The following is a 20,849-nucleotide window of genomic DNA, read 5'->3' on the forward strand; positions in this document are numbered from 1 at the left end:
GAAATGTCGCGGACCTTGGGATGACACGCCGCCCGGTGAGCATACCGGGCGAAGGAGGGATGCCCGATGACCCAGACCCTGGTCGTGATCGGCAACGGCATGGTCGGCCACCGGCTCGTTGAGATCCTCCGTGACTCGTCGTGGCGGATCGTGGTCTTCGGTGAGGAGACCCGCCCCGCCTACGACCGGGTCGCACTGTCGTCCTATGTGGACAGCTGGAACTTCGCCGATCTGGAGCTCACGCCGCTGAGCGGCTGCGAGATCCGGCTCGGCGAGAAGGTCGTGTCCGTCGACCGGGAACGTCGTGTCGTGGTCGGTGCGTCCGGTGTCGAGGTCACGTACGACGCGCTGGTGCTGGCCACCGGTTCGGTGCCGTTCGTGCCGCCCGTTCCGGGTCGCGACCTGCCCGGTTGCCACGTGTACCGGACGGTGGACGACCTGGACGACATCCGGGCGACGATCGAGGCCGCCGACCGGCCTGGACGGCACTCCGGCATGGTGCTCGGCGGTGGCCTGCTCGGGCTCGAAGCGGCCAACGCGTTGCGCGGCATGGGAGTCTCGCCGCACGTCGTGGAGATGGCGCCGCGACTGATGCCGATCCAGGTCGACGAGGGCGGTGCCGGGCTGCTGAAGCGGCTGGTCGAGAAGCTCGACCTGACCGTGCACACCGGCACTTCGGCTTCCTCGATCGAACGCGACGGTACGCGGTTGATCGCCAAGCTGGCCAACGGTGTCGAGCTGGACCTCGACGTCGTCGTGTTCAGCGCGGGTATCCGGCCGCGCACCGATCTGGAGCTGGGGCTGGAGCTGGGGCCGCGCGGCGGCTACCTGGTCGACGCCGCCTGCCGGACGGCCGATCCGCGGGTGTTCGCGATCGGCGAGTGCGCTTCGGTCGAGGGTATGACGTACGGGCTCGTGGCTCCCGGCTACGCGATGGCGGAGGCCGTCGCGGACCAGCTCGGCGGAGGCTCCAGGGTGTTCCCCGGTGCGGACATGTCGACGAAGCTGAAGCTGCTCGGGGTGGACGTGGCGTCGTTCGGTGACGCGCACGCTGCCACTGAAGGTGCGCTGGAAGTCGTGGTCAACAACGCGGTGGCCGGCACCTACAGCAAGCTCGTGGTGTCGGACGACGCCAAGACCCTGCTGGGTGGCGTGCTCGTCGGTGACGCGTCGTCCTACTTGTCGCTGCGGCCGTTGGTGGGCAAGGAAGTTCCGGCGGCACTGCTGCAGCCGGGCGGGGCTGTCGACGTCGAGATGCCCGCGGACGCGCAGGTTTGCTCGTGTCACGCGGTGACCAAACAGACGATCACCGACGCGATTCAGTCCGGTGTCGCCTGCGATGTCGCGGAGCTCAAGGCGTGCACCAAGGCGGGCACGGGTTGTGGCTCGTGCGTGCCGATGCTCAAGAAGCTGCTGACCGACTGCGGTGTCGAGCAGTCCAAAGCGCTGTGCGAGCACTTCACGTACTCGCGGGCGGAGCTGTTCGAGATCGTCCGTGCCACCCGGATCACCACCTTCAGCGACCTGGTCGCGAAGCACGGCAGCGGCCGTGGCTGCGACATCTGCAAGCCGGCGGTGGCGTCGATCCTGGCATCGCTGAACAACGGGCACATCCTCGGCGAGGCTCAGGTCTCGTTGCAGGACACCAATGACAGGTTCCTGGCGAACATGCAGCGCAACGGCACGTACTCAGTCGTGCCGCGCATCCCCGGCGGCGAGATCACACCGGAGAAGCTGATCGTCATCGGCGAGGTGGCGCGCGACTACGGGCTCTACACGAAGATCACCGGCGGCCAGCGCATCGACCTGTTCGGCGCGACTGTCGACCAGCTGCCGTTGATCTGGCGCCGGTTGGTGGACGCGGGCTTCGAGTCCGGGCACGCGTACGGCAAGGCGTTGCGCACGGTGAAGTCCTGCGTCGGCACGACCTGGTGCCGTTACGGCGTGCAGGACTCGGTCGGGCTCGCCATCGCGCTGGAGCTGCGCTACCGGGGCCTCCGGTCGCCGCACAAGCTCAAGTCGGCCGTCTCCGGCTGCGCCCGCGAGTGCGCCGAAGCCCGCAGCAAGGACTTCGGTGTGATCGCCACCGAGAACGGCTGGAACCTCTACGTCGGCGGCAACGGTGGCTTCACGCCCCGGCACGCGGACCTGCTGGTGTCCGATGTGGATACAGCGGAGCTGATTCGGATCATCGACCGGTTCCTGATGTTCTACATCCGCACGGCGGACCGGCTGCAGCGCACCTCGGTGTGGTTGGAGGGGCTCGACGGCGGGCTCGACCACCTGCGCGAGGTCGTCGTCGACGACGAGCTCGGCATCTGCGAGGAGCTGGAAGCGGCGATGGCGGAGCACGTCTCCGACTACGCCGACGAGTGGCGCGGGGTGCTCGAGGACCCGGAGAAGCTCGCTCGCTTCACGTCGTTCGTCAACGCGCCCGGCACTCCTGATCCCACGATCGAGTTCCGTTCCGAGCGTGGTCAGCGCGTCCCCGTTCAACTCGGCATCCCGGAGGTCGTCAGGTGATCGTCTGTGACTTTGGTGTGTTGCGTCCGGAACAGGGTGTCGCGGCGTTGCTGCCGGACGGCTCTCAAGTGGCGGTGTTCCTGACCGCTGATGGCTCCGTGCACGCGTTGGACAACATCGACCCGTTCAGCGGGGCCGCGGTGTTGTCACGGGGCATCGTGGGCGACCGCGGTGGCGTTCCCGTCGTGGTGTCACCGGTCTACAAGCAGGCGTTCGAGCTGGCGACCGGCAAGTGCCTGGACCAGCCTTCCGTTTCCGTCGCCGTGCATGAAGTGCGAGTGCGCGACGGCGTCGTGGAGCTGACATGACGGGGCCGTTGGCGGGCTTCACCATCGGCGTCACGGCGGCTCGTCGTGCCGACGAGCTCATCGCCATGCTGGAGCGCAAGGGTGCGTCGGTGTTGCACGGTGCGGCTTTGCGGATTGTTCCGTTGCCTGACGACGCCACTTTGCACGCCGCGACGTTGGAGCTGGTGGCTTCGCCTGTCGATGTTGTCGTGGCCACCACGGCCATCGGGTTCCGCGGATGGTTCGAGGCTGCTGAGGGGTGGGGGCTGGCTGGGCGGTTGCACCGTGCGTTGGAAGGCGCTGTGGTGTTGCCTCGTGGGCCCAAGGCCAAGGGGGCGGTTCGGGCTGCCGGGCTGGTTGAGGCCTGGTCGCCTTCGTCCGAGTCGAACGCCGAGTTGTTGCAGTACCTGTTGCGGATGGGGGTGTCCGGTAAGCGCGTCGCTGTTCAGTTGCACGGTGAGCCGTTGCCGGATTTTGTGAACACCCTTGCCGCTGCTGGGGCTGAGGTCGTCGAGATTCCTGTCTATCGGTGGGAGCCGCCGGCGGATTTGGGGCCGTTGCAGCGGTTGATCGAGGCTGTGGTCGCCGGGCAGGTGGATGCTTTGACGTTCACGTCGGCGCCTGCGGCTTCGTCTGTCCTGCGGACGGCTCCCGATTACGGGGCTTTGGTTTCTGCGTTGCGCCGGGATGTTCTGGTGGTCGGGGTTGGTGCGATCACCGCTGGGCCGTTGGTTGCCGCCGGGATTCCTGTTGTGCAGCCTGCTCGGTCTCGGATCGGGTCGATGGTTCGGGAGTTGGCGTTGGAGTTGCCTTCTCGTGCGTTGCGGTTGCGGATCGCTTCTCTGGACATGGAGATGCGGGCGCAGGCTGTGGTGATCGACGGTGAGTTGCGGCCTGTTGCTCCGGCGCCGATGGCTGTGTTGCGGACGTTGGTCGCTGCTCGCGGGCGGGTGGTTTCACGGCAGGATCTGTTGGCTGCCTTGCCTTCTGGTGGGGAGGAGCACGCTGTGGAGACTGCGATCGGGCGGTTGCGGACTGCTTTGGGGTCGCCGCAGATGGTGTGCACTGTGGTGAAGCGTGGTTATCGGCTTGCGATGGAGCCCGCGTGAGACTTGTGCTGGCGTTTCACGGGACGCGCGATCCGCGTGGGATTGCGGTGTGTGCGGAGATTGCGAGACAGGTCCGTTCCTGCGTGGACGTTCCTGTGGAGGTTGCGTTCGCGGACGTGGTGCAGCCCGATGTCCGGTCCGTTGTGGACGGGCCTTGCGTTGTGGTGCCGGTGTTCTTGGCTGCCGGCTATCACGTTCGTGTTGACATTCCCGCGCAGATCGGGCGTCGGCCCGGGGTGGTGCTGACGTCGCCGCTGGGGCTGGACGCGGTGCCGGCCGTGCGCGATCGGTTGCGGGAGGCAGGTGTCCGCCGCGGCGACGCAGTTGTGCTCGCCGCGGCGGGATCGTCTGATGCGCGGGCGTTGGCGACTGTGCGTGCCGCGGCTGCGTTGATCGGGGCTTCCGCCGTTGGGTACGTGGCGACCGCGACGCCCCGCGTGCCCGACGTCGTTGCCGGGCTGCGGGGGCGCCGCGTGGCCGTTGCCTCGTGGCTCTTGGCACCTGGGGCATTCCACGGGTCGCTCGCCGAGTGCGGTGCGGATGTGGTTTCCGAACCGGTCGGGGCGCATCCTCTTGTGGTCGATGCTTTGTTGCGCAAGTACTGCGAGGCTCGGGCGGTTGTGCTGCGAACAGCATGAGGGCGGATGGTCAACGACCTCAATGGAACTGTTCCATTGGGTGGTTTGACAGGGGTTGAGTTTCGCTGGCGGGGCCGGGCGGGTCTCGATGTGTGCGGGCCGTTGCGTTCCAGCGGGGTTGGTCGCGTTCCTGACGTTCCGTCGCCTTGCGAGGGTGGGCGCGCGGGTAGTGACGAAGTGCGGGGTTGCGATTGGGGCTTGACCTTGAGCCTCTAGCTGGGTGCGTAGTCGGCCTCAAAGACCGGGGTGAAGAGCGCCCCGGCCGAGCCCAGACAGGGTGGCACCCAGCCCCTCAAGGTCAAGCCCCAATCGCCATGAGCGGGGTGCACCGCTACCCGGCGCTCTAGGTTCAGACGGCTCGCTTCGCATCGCCACGCCCGGCTTCGTACGTGGTTGCCTTGCGTTGGTGGGCGACTGTTGGCACCGCGCGCCGGGCCTTCGTCGAGGTCGCCTTGCGTTGGCGAGTGCGGGTGACACCGCGCGAGGCGGGTTGCGTGGCGGGCCTCGGCCGTGCGGGTCGGCTTGCGTTGGCTTGTCACGTTCCAGCGGAGGGGGCGCGCTGCGTGCGAGTTGTCGCCTTGCGAGGGTGGTCGCTCAGGCAGTGGGCGTGCCTTGTCGCCTACCAGAGGCCCGGTACCTCGGGCTCTTCCTTGCGGGCGTCCTCCCAGCGGTACTCCCGCAGGTTCACCTTGCCGTCGAGGTTCGGGACGCCCTCCTCGTGCAGCATTTGGAGTTGCGTGTCGCGGAGGTGTTGGGCGCAGGTGCCGTCTGCCTTGAGCACGCGTTGCCACGGCAGGTCGTGGCCGTCCTCGTTGAGGATTCGGCCCACCAGCCGTGGCGACGGCGCCTTTGCGAGATCTGCGATGTCGCCGTAGGTGGCTACTCGTCCGCGTGGGATCGCCTTGATGAACTCGCGGACTCGCTCGTGGATCTCTTCGTCCATGCGGCGATTCTAGCTAGATGCCCCTGGACCAACTGGCTACGGCGGCGAGGTAGTCCGGGGCGTTCGGGGCGTAGTTGATGGAGTGGCCGTAGCCGTTGAGGATGTAGGTGTCGAGGCGGGGGACCGCTGGGAAGAACGGGGCCTCGTCTGCCTTCAGGGCGGCTGGGGAGGAGCAGTCGCTGCCCATCAGGGGGACGCCCGCGCTGCAGAAGTGGGTGTCGTTGCCGACGACGATCATGACTGGGACGTTGATCCTGCTTGAGATCGGGATGATGACCGTGTTGAGCAGGATCGTGTCCACGGCTTCTGTTACGGCGAAGACGTCCTTGGTGGCCTCGTCGAACGAGATCGCGCCTGCGATCAGCGGGCCCGGTTTGTGGAACGAGTTGTAGCGGGTGTCGGGCATCGTCGTGAGGTAGCCGAGGTCCAGGCCCGCCGGGATCATGTTGGCGAGCACCGGGACTACGGTTATGTAGTTCATCTTGTGCGTGAAGCCGGTGACGAGGACGCCGTCCACGTCGCGGTTCGTGCCTGCTTCGATCAGCGCCATCGCGGAGCCGATGGAGTGGCCGGCGACGATCACCTTGGTGAAGCGGGGTTTCAGGGTGTCGATGACCTGGTGGACGGCGCTGGCCTGGGTCGAGGCCGTCACGAAGGCGCTGAGGGGCTTGGAGCTCCTGCCGGTGCCGATTCGGTCCAGGGCGAGGGTGGCGAAGCCCGCGTTGTTCTGGGACTGCGTGAACGAGTGGGTCGACGGTTCGAAGCCGACGTCCCAGTAGGTGCGGTCGTAGGTGCCGCCTGGGATCAGGACCTGCACGGTGGTGGCGCCCGCCGGGACGCAGAGCCTGCCCGCCATGGTCTCCTGCGAGGTCACCAGTGGGGTGAGGCCGATTCGCACGGGGTAGGCGACGTCCTGGCAGGACGTGGCGGCGTGGGCTTGGAGCGGGGCTAACAAGGTTCCGGTGGCCAGCAGAGCCGCGGCGGTGAGCCTGCGGAAACGCATGGGAGAACTACCTTCCGGCTAGTTGCGGGGGACGGCCTTCATGAGCAGGCCGTTGGGGTACGGCGCGGAGGTGAACTTCACGCGCGCCGGACGGGTCGGGACCAGGCGCCAGCGTTGCGCGATGGTCGCGAGGGTGATGACGATCTCGGTCTGGGCGAAGGTGTTGCCGAGGCACTGGCGGTTGCCGCCGCCGAACGGGATGAACGCGCCGCGCGGTAAGGAGGCGGTGAACTCCGGGGTCCAGCGGTCGGGCCAGAAGCGTTCCGGGGAGGGGAAGTAGCGCTCGTCGTGGTGCAACGCGTGGGGGCTGACGATCACCTCTGCGCCCGCGGGTAACGACGCGTCGCCCAGCTGGACTTCGGTCAGCGTTCGGCGCATCACGAACCAGATCGGGTACTTGCGCAGCGTTTCCTGCACGATCTGGGCGGTGTGGTGCAGAGACTTGACGTCGGCGAACGTCACCGGGCGGTCGCCCACGACCTCGTCGACCTCGGCGTGCAGGCGGCGTTCGATCTCCTGGTCGTTGCCGACCTCGTACAAAGCCCAGGCCAGCGCGATCGCGGTGGTCTCGATGCCTGCCGTCAGCAGGGTCAGGACCTCGTCGTACGTTTGCTGGTCGGTCATGCGGGTGCCGTCTTCTTCCGCCAGCAGCAGCATGGAGAGGACGTCGCCGTTGTCGGTGCCGTCCGCGCGCCAGCTCTCGATCACCTGCAGCACAACGGCTTTCATGCGGGCGATGGCCGCGTCGAACTCCCTGTTGCCCGGAAGCGGGAGTTTCTCGACGAAAGTCGGGGAGAGCGCGCGGATCATCCCCTGCTGGATGACCGTGAAGATGGACCGGCGGACCTCCGCGACCGCTCGTTTGCCGATCTCCGTCGAGAAGAGCGTCTCGCCGACGATCGTGACCGCGAGCTCCTGCATGTCGTTCTCGATCGTGCGGATCTCGCCTGGTTGCCAGCGCGCAGCCAGCGAAGCAGCAGCACGAGCCATCGTCGAGGCATACGCTTCAATCCGTTCCCGGTGGAAGGCCGGCTGCATCATCCGGCGCTGGCGCAGGTGGTACTCGCCGTTCGACAGCAGCAGGCCCGTCCCGAGATACGGCTGGAACTTGTCGAACATGGCGCCCTTGCGGAACTTCGATCCTTGCGACACAAGCACTTCGTGAGTCAGCGAAGGACTCGTGACGAAGTGCGCGTGCAGTGGGCCGAGGTCGAGACGCACCACGTCGCCGTGTTCGTGCAACGCGTCGGTGAACTTGGCGCGGTGGGCGAGCATGGACGGGGTGTGCCCGAGCAACGGCCAGCGGCGGGGAGCCACCGGGACGGGCATTCGGACTCCTGAGGAGTTGGGCCGAATGGGGACGGACCACCCTAGGAGCCGTTTGGGGTAAGACGACAGTGCCTGAACGGGTGGTTCCCCATCACTCTGATGGTTCAGTGCGCACGCCGCTCGGGTGACTAAGCTCGTGCGTCATCCCGCACCGCCACGAACGACCGAAGAGGTGTTCACCGTGGCAGAAACCCAGAACTGGGTGCCACTCGGCATCGACACGAACGTCCCGAGCATGGCCCGCGTCTACGACTACATCCTCGGTGGCGCCCACAACTTCGCCGCGGACCGGCAGGTCGGTTCCCAGATCGAGACCCTGGTCCCAGGGCTGCGCCACGTCGCCAGGGTCAACCGAAGATTCCTCGGCCGTGCCGTGAACTTCATGGTGGACCAGGGGATTCGCCAGTTCCTCGACATCGGTTCCGGCATCCCGACCGTCGCCAACGTGCACGAGGTCGCGCAGGAACGCGACCCGGCCGCGCGCGTCGTCTACGTCGACAAGGACCCCATCGCCGTCGCGCACAGCGAATTGATGTTGGCTGACAACAGGAACGCCGCCGTGGTGCACGCCGACATGCGCGACCCGGAGGCCGTGCTGTCGAGTCCCGAGGTGAGGCGGTTGCTGCGCCGCGACGAACCGGTCGGGCTGTTGATGCTGCTCATGATGCACTGGGTGCCCGACGAAGACGGTCCGGAGAAGCTCGTCGCCCATTACCGCGACGCGCTGCCCGCGGGCAGCTTCCTGGCGCTGACGCACGTGGCGAGGGACCAGATCGACGACAACGTCGACCAGGCCGCCGCGGTGGTGAACAGCAGCAAGAGCGCCGACCAGATGCACATGCGCACGCACGCGCAGGTCAGCGCGTTGTTCGACGGCTTTTCCCTGGTGGAGCCCGGTCTGGTCGGGTGCGGGGAGTGGCGCCCGTTCGGACCTGGGGATTTCGCCGACGAGGCGTCGATGAACATGTTCTTGTACGCTGGGGTCGGTCGTAAGGACTGAAACCACGCTGTAGTGTCGGAGGATCACACGGTTGGCGCAATGGGCGCCGACTGCCGGTGGGTAAACTGCCGGACACTCTCCAACCCATACAGGGCAACGGGAATGACGAATCCAAGCCGAAGACCCGATGCCGCTCCACCCACGGACACCGCCGCCGTCCGAGCGCGAGAAGCCTTGTCGCGCAAGTGGAGCTACCTGCTCAGCAGTGTCGTCGTAGTCGCGCTGAGCAGGGATGAGCTGGACGCCGAACTGGGCGCCCAGCTCGACGCATTGTGCGCGGCGCTGCACAGCGAACCGTTCGACCCTGCTCCGTTCGAGGAGGTGGGCGAGCGGCTCGTGGCTCTCGGCTACGTGAACGAGCCCGGCCTCAAGCGCACCGTCGACGTCCTCGGCAAAGGCTTGCTGGCGCTGGAGGAGTTCAGCGCGAGCGACCAGCACACCGTCCGCGTGGTCGGCGGAATCGGCGCGCTGACGTGCGGCTTCACCGCGGCGCGGGCGCGCTCGATCCTGGACCAGCAGGAGAGCATGCAGCGGTCGCTGCTCAAGGCCGCCCATGACGCGCAACGGGATCAGCGCCAGAGCGAGGCGAAGTTCGAGGGCATCGCGTCCTCGTCCACCAACGGCGTCCTGATCGTCGGCCTCGACGGGCGCCTCGCGTGGGGCAACGACTCGATCGCTGTGATCATCGGACGTCCGCCGGAGCCGGGCACCCGTCTCGTCGAGCTCATCGCGCCGACGTCGATCGTCGTGTTCCGCGAGATGATGGAACGGGTTCTGTCCGAACGCGACGAGTTCGAGCGGGAACCGATGCACCTCGTGCGCGGTGACGGCGAGTTCGCCAAGGTGACGCTCACGGCGTCGCTGCTGCGGGACGACGAGGGCAAGCCCAGCCACGTCCTGGTGATGGCGGACGACGACACGGAACTGGCGCTGCTGCAGGGAGAACTGCGCCGCCAGTCGCTGCACGACGTGCTGACCGGGCTGCCGAACCGGCAGTTCTTCACCACCCACCTGGAAACCGTGCTGCGCAGGGCCGACCCCGAGTTCGGCGTGACCATCTTCCACCTGGACCTCGACGCGTTCGGCCTGGTGTGCAACAGCCTCGGCGCACGGGTGGGCGAACACCTCCTCCAGCACGTCGCGCGCAGGCTGCGGGCCGTGCTGTCGCACGAGAAGACCATGATCGCGCGGTTCGACGGCGACGAGTTCGGCGTCGTCGTGGAGAACACCGCGCTGACCCCGGACATCGCGACCACGATGGCGGCCGTCAACGCCGACCTGGGCGAACCGACCTATGTGGACGGTCACGGCCTGGCGGTGTCGGTGAGCGCGGGCGTGGTGCACCGGCCGTTGCCCGACGTCGACCCGGTGGAATTGCTGCGCACGGCCGATCTGGCGTTGCGGCAGGCCAAGCGCGACCGCCGCGGGCAGTGGGAGTTGTTCCACACCAGCGAGGACGCCGACGGACGGCGGGACGCCGCGCTGGCCGTGGTGATGCCCGGAGCGTGGGAACAGGGCGACATCGGCGTGGTCTACCGGCCCGTGCGCGAACTGGCGACCGGCGACCTGGCCGGCGTCGAAGCCTTGCTGCACTGGGATCTTTCGGACCGCTGCGCCGCACTCGCGGACGAGAGCGGCCTCATCCTGCCGATGGGCGAGTGGCTGATCAGGATCGCGGCCGGCCAGGCGCAGTGGTGGCGACAGCGCGGCGAGCTCGACCAGCAGTTCGGCGTGCGGCTCACGCACCACCAGTCGACCGACGCGGACCTGGTGTCACGGGTGGCGAAGGTGCTGGAGGAGACGGGGATGCCGCGCGGCAGGCTGACGCTGAGCATGCCGGTCGGCGTGCTGGGCGTGGCCAGCGCGGCGGACAGCCTGAGCACGCTGGCGGACATGGGCGTGCGGATCGCGCTCGACGACTTCGGCCTCGGCCCGCGCGACCTCGCGTGGCTCTCGGAACTGCCGGTGGTGTCCGTGCTCGTGCCACAGGATTTGGTGCGCAGGCAGGATCCCCGTTCCGCCGCACTGGTTCCCGCCGTGCGCGAACTCGGCGTCAACCTGTGCGTCGACGGCATCGAGACCGCCGAGCAGGCCAAGTGGTGGACGGAAATGGGCGCCGACCTCGCGATCGGCGCCCACCTCGGTTCCCCGCTCGACGCGGGAGAGTTCCTGCAGAAGCTGGTCTAGATGCCGCGCTGCCAGGCGGTGACGGTGTCGTGGTAGCGCAGGGCGGTCGCGGTGTCGAAGTTGAAGACGTGCCCGTACCCGTTGACGACGAAGCCGTCCACCCGAGGTGCCTTGGGGTAGAACGGTTTCTCGGACCTGACCAGCGCGTCGGACGACGAGCAGTCGGCGCCGAGCGGCGGGGTGCCGCAGAAGTAGTCGGCCGAGGTCTGGATGGTCAGTACCGGCACGTCGATGAGGGCGCTCACCGGCAGCACGAGGTTGGACATCAGGGCCGTGGTGACGAACTCACCGGCCGAGACGACGTCCTTCGTGGCCTCGTCGAGGTCCACCACCGCGGGCACGTTCGGGCCCGGCGCGTGGAACATGGTGTAGCGACTTCCCGGCACCGTCGTCAGGTAGCCGACGTCGAGACCGCGCAGGCTCAGCTTCGCGTCGAGCGGGGCGGGGATCAGGTTGGTCAGCGCGGGCACGGCCCTGACGTAGTCCCACTGGTGCGTCATGCCGGTGATCAGGACGCCGTCGACGTCGCGGTACCTGCCCGCCTCGGCCATCGCGATGGCCGAGCCGATCGAGTGCCCGCCCACGAGCACCTTGGTGAACCGCGGCCGCAGGTTCTGGATTACCTGGTGCACCGCTTCTGCCTGGTTCGGGACGTCCACGAGGATGCTGAGCGGCTTGGTGCTCTTACCGGAGCCGATCCGGTCCACGACCATGGTCGCGACGCCCGCGCCGTTCATCGCCCGCGTGACCGAACGGGTCTCGCCGTCGACCGGGATGTCCCAGTACCCGCCGGTGTACGTGCCGCCGGGGACGAGCACCTGAACCGTCTTCGCTCCCTGCGGAACGCAGAGCCTGCCGTACATCGTCTGCCGGATGAGCCCGAACTGAACGGGCGTGTACACGTCCTCGCAAGTGGTCTGCGCAGCGCTTGCCGGCGTGGGTACCGGTATGAACGCGGCGAGCAGCACGGCGGCACAGAGCCGACGGAAACGCATGGGGGAACAACCTCCAGCTAGCGGGGGACGACCTTCATCATCAGGTCGTTGGGGTAGGCCGCATTGGTGAACTTGGTGCGCACGGGCCGGTCGGGGACCAGCCGGTAGCGCGAGCAGACCGTCGCCACCACGATGGCGATCTCGGTCAGGGCGAAGTGGTTTCCGATGCACTGGTGGACGCCGCCGCCGAACGGGACGTACGCGCCCTTCGGCAGCAGCGCGGCGTGTTCGGGCGTCCAGCGGTCCGGGTCGAAGCGCTCGGGGTCCGGGAAGTGCGCCGGGTCGTGGTGCATCGTGTACGGGCTGAGGATCACCTCGGTGCCCGGAGGAAGAACAGCGCCGCCGAGTTCGACCTCCTCGGCCGTGCGGCGCATGACGAGCCAGAGCGGGTACTTGCGCAGGACCTCGTGCGCCACCTGGCCGAGGTAGGTCAGCTTCGGCACGTCGTCGATCGTCACCGGACGCCCGGCGAGCACGTCGTCGATCTCCGCCACGACCCGCTTCTCGACCTCGGGGTTGGCGGCGATCTCGTGGAAGATCCAGGACAGTGCCAGCGCGGTGGTCTCGATCCCCGCGGTCAGCAGCGTGACGACCTCGTCGAAGACCTGCTCGTCGGTCATCGGTTCGCCGGTCTCGGGATCCCTGGCGGCCAGCAACGTCGTCAGCAGGTCGCCGTGGTCGGTCTCGTCGTCGCGACGGCTCTCGATGACCTCGTGCACGATCGCGCGCATCCGGGCGATGGCCTCGTCGAACTCGCGGTTGGCCGGGATGGGCAGCTTCTCGACGAACCCCGGCGAGAGCGCGCGCAGGATGCCGTTCTTGATGATCACGAAGACCGACCGGCGGGCCTCGTCGATCGCCTTGCGGCCGATCTCGGCGGAGAACAGCGACTCGCCGACGATCGTGACGGCGAGACCCTGCATGTCGGCCTCCAGCTGCCGCACCTCGCCGGGCCGCCAGCCGTCCAGCAGGTCGAGTGCCGCGCGGGACATGATCTTCGCGTAACCCGCGATCCGGTCGCGGTGGAACGCGGGCTGCATCATCCGGCGCTGGCGCAGGTGGAACGCGCCGCTCGACACCGCCAGCCCGTTCCCGACGAACGCGCGGAACTTGTCGTACATCCGCCCTTTGTGGAACTTCGGCGCGTCGGTGACCAGCACCTGATGCGTCAACTTCGGGCTGGCGACGAAATAGGTCCGCATCGGGCCTAAGTGGACTTCGACGAGATCACCCTGACCTCGCAGATTCCCGGTGAATGCGAATCTTTTCCTGAGCATGGGCAACGAATGGCCGAGAAATGGCAGCCTGCCGGGTGCCACCGGGACGGACATCATCGCTCCTCGCGAGGTGGAAAGAGATCGAGCCACCCTATGAGTCGTTCGGGGCAGAGTGACAGTGCCCGATCGGGTGGCGTGCGTTCACACTTGCGGCGTAGTCGAGTGCGCTTTGTGCATGACTAAGCTAGTGCGTCCGCAACCTGAAGAGGTGGTCAGCGTGTCCAGCGAGCAGAACTGGATTCCACAGAGCGTGGATGTTTCCGTGCCCAGTGCGGCACGGGTCTACGACTACCTGCTCGGGGGCGCGCACAACTTCGCGGTCGACCGCGTCATGGGGGACAAGGCCGAGCAGATGATGCCGCACTCCCGCAGCGCGGCCAGGCTCAACCGGGCCTTCCTGCGCCGCGCGGTGCGCTTCATGACCGACCAGGGCGTGCGCCAGTTCCTGGACATCGGGTCCGGCATCCCGACCGTGGCCAACGTGCACGAGGTCGCGCAGGAGGAGGCGCCTGAGTGCCGCGTCCTGTACGTGGACCGCGATCCCGTCGCCGTGGCGCACGGCGAGCTGATCGTCGCGGGCAACGACCGGGTGGGCGTGCTGCAGGCCGACATGCGCGATCCGGAGAGCATCCTGAACAGCGGTGAGCTGAACCGGCTGCTCGACCTCGACCAGCCGGTCGGCCTGCTGATGCTGTTCATGGTGCACTGGGTGCCGAACGAGGCCGATCCGCAGAGCCTGCTCAAGCGCTACCGGGAGGCCCTGCCCAGCGGGAGCTACCTGGCGATCTCGCACATGGCGGGCGACCACGTCAACGACGAGGCCAGGGCCGTGACCGACAGGATGAGCAAGTCGGGCGGCGGCGACGTCACCTATCGCGACCGCGCCGAGATCGAGTCCTTCTTCGGTGATTTCGACCTGGTCGAGCCCGGACTGGTCAAGTACGCCGAATGGCGACCCTCCGGACCCGGTGACATCTCGGACGATCCGGCGGTCAACAGGATCGCGTTCGCCGGCGTCGGACGGAAGCCATAACGATTATCGATGGTGTGAAGTTGATTCACGCGGCCGGTTGAGGCGTGACCGACTGTGCGTGGGTAAACTGCCGGGACCTTCTGAGTCATTGCGAGGCTGTCCTCGAATGTCCAACCCGGGTCGAATATCTGGTGTAACGCCCTCGTCGCAGGACAATGCGCGGGCGCGGATGACGCTTGCCCGGAAATGGTCGTATCGCCTGCTCAGTGCGGTGGCGATTCCGCTGGGGCGAGAAGATCTGGACGAGGAACTGCGCATCCGCCTGGACGCGTTGTGCTCGATGCTGCACGAAGAGCCGTTCATGACTACCCCGATCGAGGCAGCCGGCGCCGAATTGGCGACGCTCGGTCACCTCGGGAAGTTCGGGCTGCGGTGCACGAGTGAGGTGCTCGGCAAGGGGCTGCTCGCGCTGCCGGAGTTCCAGCCGGTGCAGCTCTACGCGGAACGGATCGCGCTCGCGATGGGCGCGCTCGGCGCCGGCTTCACCGCGGCCAACGCCGAGTCGGTGCTCGCGCAGCAGGAGAGCATGCAGCGCTCGTTGCTCAAGGCGGTCCGCGACGCGAACTGGAACCTCAAGGAGAGCGAGGCCCGGTTCAACGAGGTGGTCACGTCGTCCACCAACGGCGTGCTGATCGTCGACCTCGACGGACGGCTGCTGAAGGTGAACGCGGCCATCGGCCAGATCCTCGGGCACACCTCGGACGAGCTCACCGGCGTCCCGCTGCTCGACCTGATCGAGCCGGCCTTCACCGAGATGCTGCGGGAGGCGATGACCGACCTCGCCGCCGGTGCCGTCGACCGCGTCCGGCAGTCGCAACGGTTGCTGCGCAAGGACGGCGAGTCCGCACGGGTGACGTTGACGGCGTCGCTGCTGCGCGGTGCCGACGACGAGCCGATGCACTTCGTCGTGGTGGTCGAGGACGGCACCGAACTGGCGTTGCTGCAGAGCGAGCTCAAGCGGCAGGCGCTGCACGACGTGCTGACCGGGCTGCCGAACCGCCAGTTCTTCACCACCCAGCTGGAGATCGCGCTGCGCAGGGCCGATCCCGAGCACGGCATCACGGTCCTGCACCTCGACCTCGACGCGTTCGGCATGGTGTGCAACAGCTTCGGCGGCCGGGTCGCCGAACGGCTGCTGCAGCACGTCGCCCAGCGCCTTCGGGTGCTGATGGCCGGCGAGAAGGCCATGATCGCCCGGTTCGACGGCGACGAGTTCGCGCTCCTGGTGGAGAACAACGCGAACACGCCGTCCATCGGCACGATCATGAAGAGCATCAACGCGGACCTGAACGAACCGACCTATGTGGACGGTCACGGCCTCGCGGTGTCGGTGAGCGCCGGGGTCGTGCACCGGCCGGCGAGCGACATGGAGCCGGTCGACCTGCTGCGCGCGGCGGACACGGCGCTGCGCAGGGCCAAGGTGCGCAGGCGCGGCCAGTGGGAGGTCTTCCACGCGGGTCAGGACGCCGACGAACGCCGTGACCACGCGATGGCCGTGACCATGCCGGGCGCGTGGGAGAACGGCGAGATCACCGTGCGGTACCGGCCGATCGTGCGGCTGGCCGGCGGCGTGGTCACCGGCGTCGAGGCCGGACTGCGCTGGGACCGGCCGGAGTCCGGCGTGCTGGACCACGACCGGGTCGCGGGCCTCGCCGAGCAGACCGGGCTGGTGCTGCCGCTCGGAGAGTGGCTGTTCCGCGTCGCCGCCGGTCAGTCGGTGTGGTGGCGGCAGCGCGGCCAGTTCGACCGGCTGCTGGCCGTCCGTCTCACCGCGCACCAGTCCGCCGACGCGGACCTGGTCTCGCGCGTGGTCGACGTGCTGGAGGAGACCGGTCTGACGGTCGACGGCGTGGCGATCGGCATGCCCGCCGGGGTGCTGTCGCTGACCGACGCCGCGGACAACCTGGCGACGCTCGCGGGCATGGGCGTCCACATCGTGCTCGACGACTTCGGCCTGGGGCCGCTGGATCCGGCGGTCGTGGCCGACCTGCCGGTGAAGTCGGTGCGGGTGGCGCGGGATCTGGTGGAGCGCCGCTCTCCGTACGTCGCGGCGCTGCTGCCGTTGGTGCGGGAGGCCGGTGTGGCGGTCGTGGTCGACGGGATCGGCAGCGCGGAGCAGGCCCAGTGGTGGCTCGACGCCGGTGCGGACTTCGCGACCGGCGACCACTTCGGGGTGGCCCGGGAGCCTGGTGAGTTCGTGGAGGGTTTGGAACTCCGGTGACCGGACGGGGTCGGGGTCACGTCCGGCCACCGGAGAAGTTCTCTAACCAGTGAAACCGGCCAGCGCCTTGGTGAATTCGTAGGTCTGCTGGTTGATGCCGCTGCATGAGGAGCTCATTGCCCCGCAGTTACCGCGGTCCCGGTTCACGGCCCAGAACGAGACGCGCGCCAGGTGCTTGGAGTTCGCCCAGCCCACGATGTCGCGGAAGTTCTGCGGGGTGACGGTCTCGCCGGTGTCGGTCTTGCCGTTCATCGACGACAGGCCGCTGCGCCGGTACGCCGCGTCGTCCGTGAGGCCGAACGTCGACTTGACGTGGTTCTTCAGGCCGTCGACGGCGCTCTTGGTGTACGCGAACATGTCACCGCCGGTGCCCCAGTCGAACGGCATGACGGCCCACGTGTCGATCGGCGCGCCGAGTTCCTTGGCCCGCGTGATCAGGCGCTTGCCCCACGAGTTCGGGCCGGTGCGGTCGGTCGGCATGGTGATGACCGTCTTCACGCCGGGGTTGTTCTGCTTGATGATCTTCAGCGCGCCGAGCACCCGGTCCTGCGTGGTGTTGTTCTCGAACTCGGCCGCCTCGATGTCGATGTCGATCGCCTTGAGCGCGTAGGCGTCGATCACCTTCTGGTATGCGCCCGCGAGTGCGCTCACGGAGGTGCAGGACTGGCCGAGCTTGTTGCCGGACCAGCCGCCGATCGACGGCACCGCGTCGCCGCCGGCCGCGCGGATGTTGTTGATCAGGGTCTTGTCCGACCCGGTCAGCGAGCGGTTGCCGTCCCACTGCGGGTTGCACGTGCCGTTGCTCAGGATGAACGCGAGCGTGAACGACTTGATGCCCGTCTGCTGCATCACCGTGGCGGGGTTGGGCTGACCGCCCCACTGGTAGAGGTAGGGGGCCGCGAGCACGGGGTTGACGGCCGCCTGTGCGGTCGTGGGCAGCATGATCGCCGCGCACGTGGCAGCGACAGCGCCGACGAGGAACCGCTTCATCAGTCCTCCAAAGACTGCTCGGTCCAGGGCGGCGGAGCTGGCAGTGAGGGGGCTCACAACGTCTTCAAAAATGGACTAGACCACCACTATCTGTCAAGAAGGTAGACGAAATCGGTCGTGGCCTGTCCGGCAGGCTTTGACGATCTTGTCGGTGCCGCGTGGTGCAATCGGGTCGTGGCACTTCCACCCCAGCTGGTCCGCCGGAAGCCGGAGACGCGCCCGCGTCCCCGGTGGGACGCCGCTGCCCAGCGGGTCTTCGAGCACGAGGGCTTCGTCCGGGTGCTCGGCGGCCCCGGCACCGGCAAGACGACGCTGCTCGCCGAACTGGCCGCGCACGTCGTGCTGGAGCACGGGGCCGATCCCGAGAACGTGCTCGTGCTGACGGCGAACAGGCGCGCGTCGGTGGCGTTGCGCGCGCAGATCACGCAGTTGCTGACGGGGCACCTGTCGGCGATTCGCGAGCCGTTGGTGCGGACCGTGCACTCCTACGCGTTCGCGGTGCTGCGCAACCAGGCGGTGCTGCTCGACGAGCCGCCGCCGCGGTTGCTGTCCGGGCCGGACCAGGACGCGATGGTGCGCGAACTGCTCGCCGGCGACGTCGAGCTGGGCGCGTTGAAGTGGCCGGAGCGGTTGCGGCCGGCCCTGGAACTGCCGGGGTTCGCGCACGAGCTGCGGGATCTGCTGCTGCGGGCGGCGGAACGCGGTCTCGGGCCGGAGGACCTGATCGAGCTCGGCGAGCAGCACGGGCGGGACGAGTGGGTGGCCGCCGGGCGGTTCGGGGCGCAGTACGAGGCGGTGAACCTGTTGTCCGGCATGGACTCCGCGACGGCGTACGCCCCCGCCTACGACGCGGCGGAGCTGGTGTCGTCGGCCTACGCGGCGTTCGTGAACGACGAGGACCTGCTGTTCGGCGAACGGCGGCGCGTGCGGTACCTGCTGGTCGACGACGCGCAGCACCTCGACCCGATGCAGTACTCGCTGATCCGCTCGCTCGGGTCGGGGGCCGCGCGGTTCGTGCTGGCCGGTGATCCGGACCAGGCGATCTTCACGTTCCGCGGCGCCGACCCGGAGATCCTGCGGGACGTCGACGGCGAGACCGTGGTGCTGCGGCAGTCGCACCGGATGATGCCCGAGGTCCGGGACGCGGTGGCGCGGCTGGCCGCCCGGCTGCCCGGTGCCTCTCCGTCGCGGGTGGTGGAGCCGGTCGAGGGCGAGGGGTCCGTGCAGGTGCGGTTGCTCGCGTCGTCCGCGCAGGAGGCGACGTGGGTGGCGGACCAGTTGCGGCGCTCGCACCTGGCCGACGAGGTGCCGTGGTCGCAGATGGCCGTGGTGGTGCGGTCGGCGACGTTGTCGTTGCCGGTGCTGCAACGGGCTTTGCTCGCCGCGGGTGTGCCGGTGTCCGTGGCGTCGGACGAGTTGCCGTTGGCGCAGCAGCCTTCCGTGCGTCCGTTGCTGGCTTTGGTCCGTGCCGCGGCTGCGCCGGGAACGTTGGACGAGGACACGGCCGCGATGTTGCTGTCGTCGTCCTACGGCGGTGCGGATCCGTTGGCGCTGCGGCGGTTGCGGCGTGGTCTGCGGCGGCTGGAGATGGCCGCGGGCGGCGACCGGCCGAGCGGTGAACTGCTGGTCGAGGTCGTGGAGACCGCGGACCGGCTGGCGGCCCTGGAGGACGCGGAGTCGTTGCCCGCGCGGCGGATCGGGCACCTGCTGGCGTTGGCGCGCAAGGCGATCGAGGCGGGGAAGTCCGTCGAGGTCGTGCTGTGGGACCTGTGGACGGCGACCGGCCTGCAGGACCGGTGGGTGGCGCAGTCGTCCCGGCGCGGCATGCCGGGCATGCAGGCGGACCGCGACCTCGACGCGATCGTGGCGTTGTTCGAGGCGGCCGCGAAGTACGTCGACCGGCTGCCGGGTTCGGGGGTCGCCGGGTTCGCGGACTACCTGGAGTCGCAACGGATCGTGGGCGACACGCTGGCCGCCTCCGCCCCGACCGGGGAGGCGGTGTCCGTGCTGACGGCGCACTCGGCGGCCGGGCGCGAGTGGGAGGTCGTCGCGGTGCCCGGCGTGCAGGAGGGCAGCTGGCCGGACCTGCGGCTGCGCGGCACGGTGCTGGGCGTCGAACGCATGGTGGACGTGCTGGCCGGACTGGAGCCCTCGGTGTCGGCGGTGGCGCCGATCCTGGCGGAGGAACGCCGGTTGCTGCTGGTCGCGGCCTCGCGGGCCCGTTCGAAGCTGTTGATCAGCGCCGTGCGGGGTGAGGACGAGCAGCCGTCGCGGTTCCTGGACGAGATCGAGTCGTCCGCTGAGGACGAACGGAAGCTGCACCGGCCGCAGCGCGGTCTGGTGCTGGGCGAACTGGTCGGCGAACTGCGCCGGGTGGTGTGTTCGGACACCGAGGACGTCGACCGCCGTTTCCGGGCCGCCGAGCAACTGGCCAGGCTGGCCGAGGCCGGTGTGCCCGGTGCGCACCCGGAGTCCTGGTACGGCCTGGCGGAGGTGTCGATCGATGCTCCACTGTGGACGGAGGACCAGAAGGTCAGCGTGACGCCGTCGACCATCGAGGTGATCACGAAGTGCCCGCTGCGCTGGGTCGTGGAGCGGCACGGCGGCCAGGACCCGGCCGAGCTCGCCTCGGTCACGGGCACCCTGGTCCACGCGCTGGCGCAGGCCGCGGCCTCGGGAGCGGACTCGGCGCAGCTGAGGGTGAAGCTGGACGAGGCGTGGGCCGCGGTGGACGCCGGTGCCCCGTGGTTCTCCCGCCGCGAACGCCTGCGGGTGGAGAAGATGCTCGACACGTTCCTCGCGTGGCTGACCATGAGCCGCAGCCAGCTCACGCAGGTCGCGGTCGAGGAGGAGATGGTCGTCGAGGTGCCCAAGCGCGACGGCGGGCCGTGGTTGCAGGTCAGGGGCCGGGTCGACCGTCTCGAACACGACGAGGACGGCCGCCCCGTCGTGATCGACCTCAAGACCGGCAAGAGCCCGGTGTCGCGGGAGGCGTCGCAGGAACACCCGCAGCTGGCCGTCTACCAGCTGGCGTCGTCGCTGGGCGGCTTCACCCACATCGGACTGGGAACCGAGCCAGGTGGTGCCCGCCTGCTCTACGTGGCGAAGGAGGACAAGAAGACAGGAGCTGTCGAACGCACCCAGGCGCCGCTGGACGAGCAGGGCGTGCGGGCGTGGCTGGAGGTCGTGCAGGGTGCCGCGGAGTCGGTGCTCGGGCCGCAGTACACGGCTCGGGAGAACGCGGACTGCGATCGTTGCCCGGCGCGCACGACGTGCCCGGTGCACCCCTCCGGGCGGCAGGTCAGTGAGTAAGT

General features: G+C 68.4%; 15 protein-coding genes. 9 read left to right on the forward strand and 6 right to left on the reverse strand.

Annotated elements, in window-relative coordinates:
* Positions 1-66 precede the first annotated feature (66 nt).
* Genes nirB through ACIQF0_RS29870 form a run of 4 tightly spaced genes read left to right on the forward strand, consistent with a single transcriptional unit; the run spans position 67 to position 4,557 of the window.
* A complete protein-coding gene (nirB, locus tag ACIQF0_RS29855; protein ID WP_401034686.1) occupies positions 67-2,523 on the forward strand; it encodes a nitrite reductase large subunit NirB in 2,457 nt (818 codons plus the stop codon).
* Positions 2,520-2,831, forward strand: coding sequence for a nitrite reductase small subunit NirD (gene nirD / locus ACIQF0_RS29860; protein ID WP_319980150.1), 312 nt, complete (start codon positions 2,520-2,522; stop codon positions 2,829-2,831). Before nirB ends, nirD begins: the two co-directional genes overlap by 4 nt.
* Positions 2,828-3,919, forward strand: a complete 1,092-nt coding sequence (locus tag ACIQF0_RS29865) for a uroporphyrinogen-III synthase (RefSeq protein ID WP_401034688.1) — start codon at positions 2,828-2,830, stop codon at positions 3,917-3,919. Before nirD ends, ACIQF0_RS29865 begins: the two co-directional genes overlap by 4 nt.
* On the forward strand, positions 3,916-4,557 hold the full coding sequence (locus ACIQF0_RS29870) for a sirohydrochlorin chelatase (protein WP_401034691.1): 642 nt from the start codon (positions 3,916-3,918) through the stop codon (positions 4,555-4,557). The genes ACIQF0_RS29865 and ACIQF0_RS29870 overlap by 4 nt, the downstream gene beginning before the upstream one ends.
* Positions 4,558-5,176: 619 nt before the next feature.
* On the opposite strand, the gene ACIQF0_RS29875 is transcribed toward ACIQF0_RS29870, so the two are convergent.
* Genes ACIQF0_RS29875 through ACIQF0_RS29885 form a run of 3 tightly spaced genes read right to left on the reverse strand, consistent with a single transcriptional unit; the run spans position 5,177 to position 7,832 of the window.
* Positions 5,177-5,500, reverse strand: coding sequence for an MGMT family protein (locus ACIQF0_RS29875; RefSeq protein ID WP_319980147.1), 324 nt, complete (start codon positions 5,498-5,500; stop codon positions 5,177-5,179).
* Between the two features lie 13 nt (positions 5,501-5,513).
* The gene (locus tag ACIQF0_RS29880) at positions 5,514-6,503 is read right to left on the reverse strand and encodes an alpha/beta hydrolase (protein WP_401034694.1); all 990 of its coding nucleotides are present in this window, start codon (positions 6,501-6,503) and stop codon (positions 5,514-5,516) included.
* A gap of 18 nt (positions 6,504-6,521) precedes the next feature.
* Positions 6,522-7,832 carry a cytochrome P450 gene (locus ACIQF0_RS29885; RefSeq protein WP_401034696.1) on the reverse strand — a complete coding sequence of 437 codons (1,311 nt, stop codon included), beginning with the start codon at positions 7,830-7,832 and terminating at the stop codon, positions 6,522-6,524.
* Positions 7,833-8,013: 181 nt separating this feature from the next.
* Between ACIQF0_RS29885 and ACIQF0_RS29890 the strand changes: the two genes are divergently transcribed.
* Together ACIQF0_RS29890 and ACIQF0_RS29895 are read left to right on the forward strand one after the other, a co-directional pair.
* Entirely contained in the window at positions 8,014-8,832 is an 819-nt protein-coding gene (locus ACIQF0_RS29890; protein WP_401034699.1) for an SAM-dependent methyltransferase, read from the forward strand.
* A 174-nt stretch (positions 8,833-9,006) separates the two neighbouring features.
* Positions 9,007-11,019, forward strand: a complete 2,013-nt coding sequence (locus ACIQF0_RS29895; RefSeq protein WP_401034702.1) for a putative bifunctional diguanylate cyclase/phosphodiesterase — start codon at positions 9,007-9,009, stop codon at positions 11,017-11,019.
* Here the strand turns inward: ACIQF0_RS29895 and ACIQF0_RS29900 are convergent.
* Complete coding sequence (locus tag ACIQF0_RS29900; RefSeq protein ID WP_401034705.1) at positions 11,016-12,014, reverse strand: alpha/beta hydrolase; 999 nt, start codon at positions 12,012-12,014, stop codon at positions 11,016-11,018. The genes ACIQF0_RS29895 and ACIQF0_RS29900 overlap by 4 nt on opposite strands.
* A 17-nt stretch (positions 12,015-12,031) precedes the next feature.
* Positions 12,032-13,345 carry a cytochrome P450 gene (locus ACIQF0_RS29905; protein WP_401034708.1) on the reverse strand — a complete coding sequence of 438 codons (1,314 nt, stop codon included), beginning with the start codon at positions 13,343-13,345 and terminating at the stop codon, positions 12,032-12,034.
* A gap of 163 nt (positions 13,346-13,508) precedes the next feature.
* Here ACIQF0_RS29905 and ACIQF0_RS29910 point away from each other — a divergent pair, with 163 nt between their 5' ends.
* Entirely contained in the window at positions 13,509-14,324 is an 816-nt protein-coding gene (locus tag ACIQF0_RS29910) for an SAM-dependent methyltransferase (RefSeq protein WP_360037497.1), read from the forward strand.
* Between the two features lie 211 nt (positions 14,325-14,535).
* Positions 14,536-16,545 carry a putative bifunctional diguanylate cyclase/phosphodiesterase gene (locus tag ACIQF0_RS29915; RefSeq protein WP_401034711.1) on the forward strand — a complete coding sequence of 670 codons (2,010 nt, stop codon included), beginning with the start codon at positions 14,536-14,538 and terminating at the stop codon, positions 16,543-16,545.
* A 42-nt stretch (positions 16,546-16,587) separates the two neighbouring features.
* On the opposite strand, the gene ACIQF0_RS29920 is transcribed toward ACIQF0_RS29915, so the two are convergent.
* On the reverse strand, positions 16,588-17,535 hold the full coding sequence (locus tag ACIQF0_RS29920; RefSeq protein WP_401034714.1) for a chitinase: 948 nt from the start codon (positions 17,533-17,535) through the stop codon (positions 16,588-16,590).
* A 174-nt stretch (positions 17,536-17,709) separates the two neighbouring features.
* On the opposite strand from ACIQF0_RS29920, the gene ACIQF0_RS29925 reads away from it, so the two are divergent.
* Positions 17,710-20,847 (forward strand): ATP-dependent helicase, encoded by a 3,138-nt coding sequence (locus ACIQF0_RS29925; protein ID WP_401034716.1) that lies wholly within the window; start codon positions 17,710-17,712, stop codon positions 20,845-20,847.
* Positions 20,848-20,849: the final 2 nt, after the last annotated feature.

The organism is Lentzea sp. NPDC092896, assembly GCF_044754905.1.
Lineage (GTDB): Bacteria > Actinomycetota > Actinomycetes > Mycobacteriales > Pseudonocardiaceae > Lentzea.

Coding starts and splice junctions, on each gene's coding strand:
- nirB (WP_401034686.1), top strand. CDS start 67: ATGACCCAGACCCTGGTCGTGATCGGCAACGGCATGGTCGGCCACCGG.
- ACIQF0_RS29865 (WP_401034688.1), top strand. CDS start 2,828: ATGACGGGGCCGTTGGCGGGCTTCACCATCGGCGTCACGGCGGCTCGT.
- ACIQF0_RS29875 (WP_319980147.1), bottom strand. CDS start 5,500: ATGGACGAAGAGATCCACGAGCGAGTCCGCGAGTTCATCAAGGCGATC.
- ACIQF0_RS29880 (WP_401034694.1), bottom strand. CDS start 6,503: ATGCGTTTCCGCAGGCTCACCGCCGCGGCTCTGCTGGCCACCGGAACC.
- ACIQF0_RS29885 (WP_401034696.1), bottom strand. CDS start 7,832: ATGCCCGTCCCGGTGGCTCCCCGCCGCTGGCCGTTGCTCGGGCACACC.
- ACIQF0_RS29900 (WP_401034705.1), bottom strand. CDS start 12,014: ATGCGTTTCCGTCGGCTCTGTGCCGCCGTGCTGCTCGCCGCGTTCATA.
- ACIQF0_RS29905 (WP_401034708.1), bottom strand. CDS start 13,345: ATGTCCGTCCCGGTGGCACCCGGCAGGCTGCCATTTCTCGGCCATTCG.
- ACIQF0_RS29920 (WP_401034714.1), bottom strand. CDS start 17,535: ATGAAGCGGTTCCTCGTCGGCGCTGTCGCTGCCACGTGCGCGGCGATC.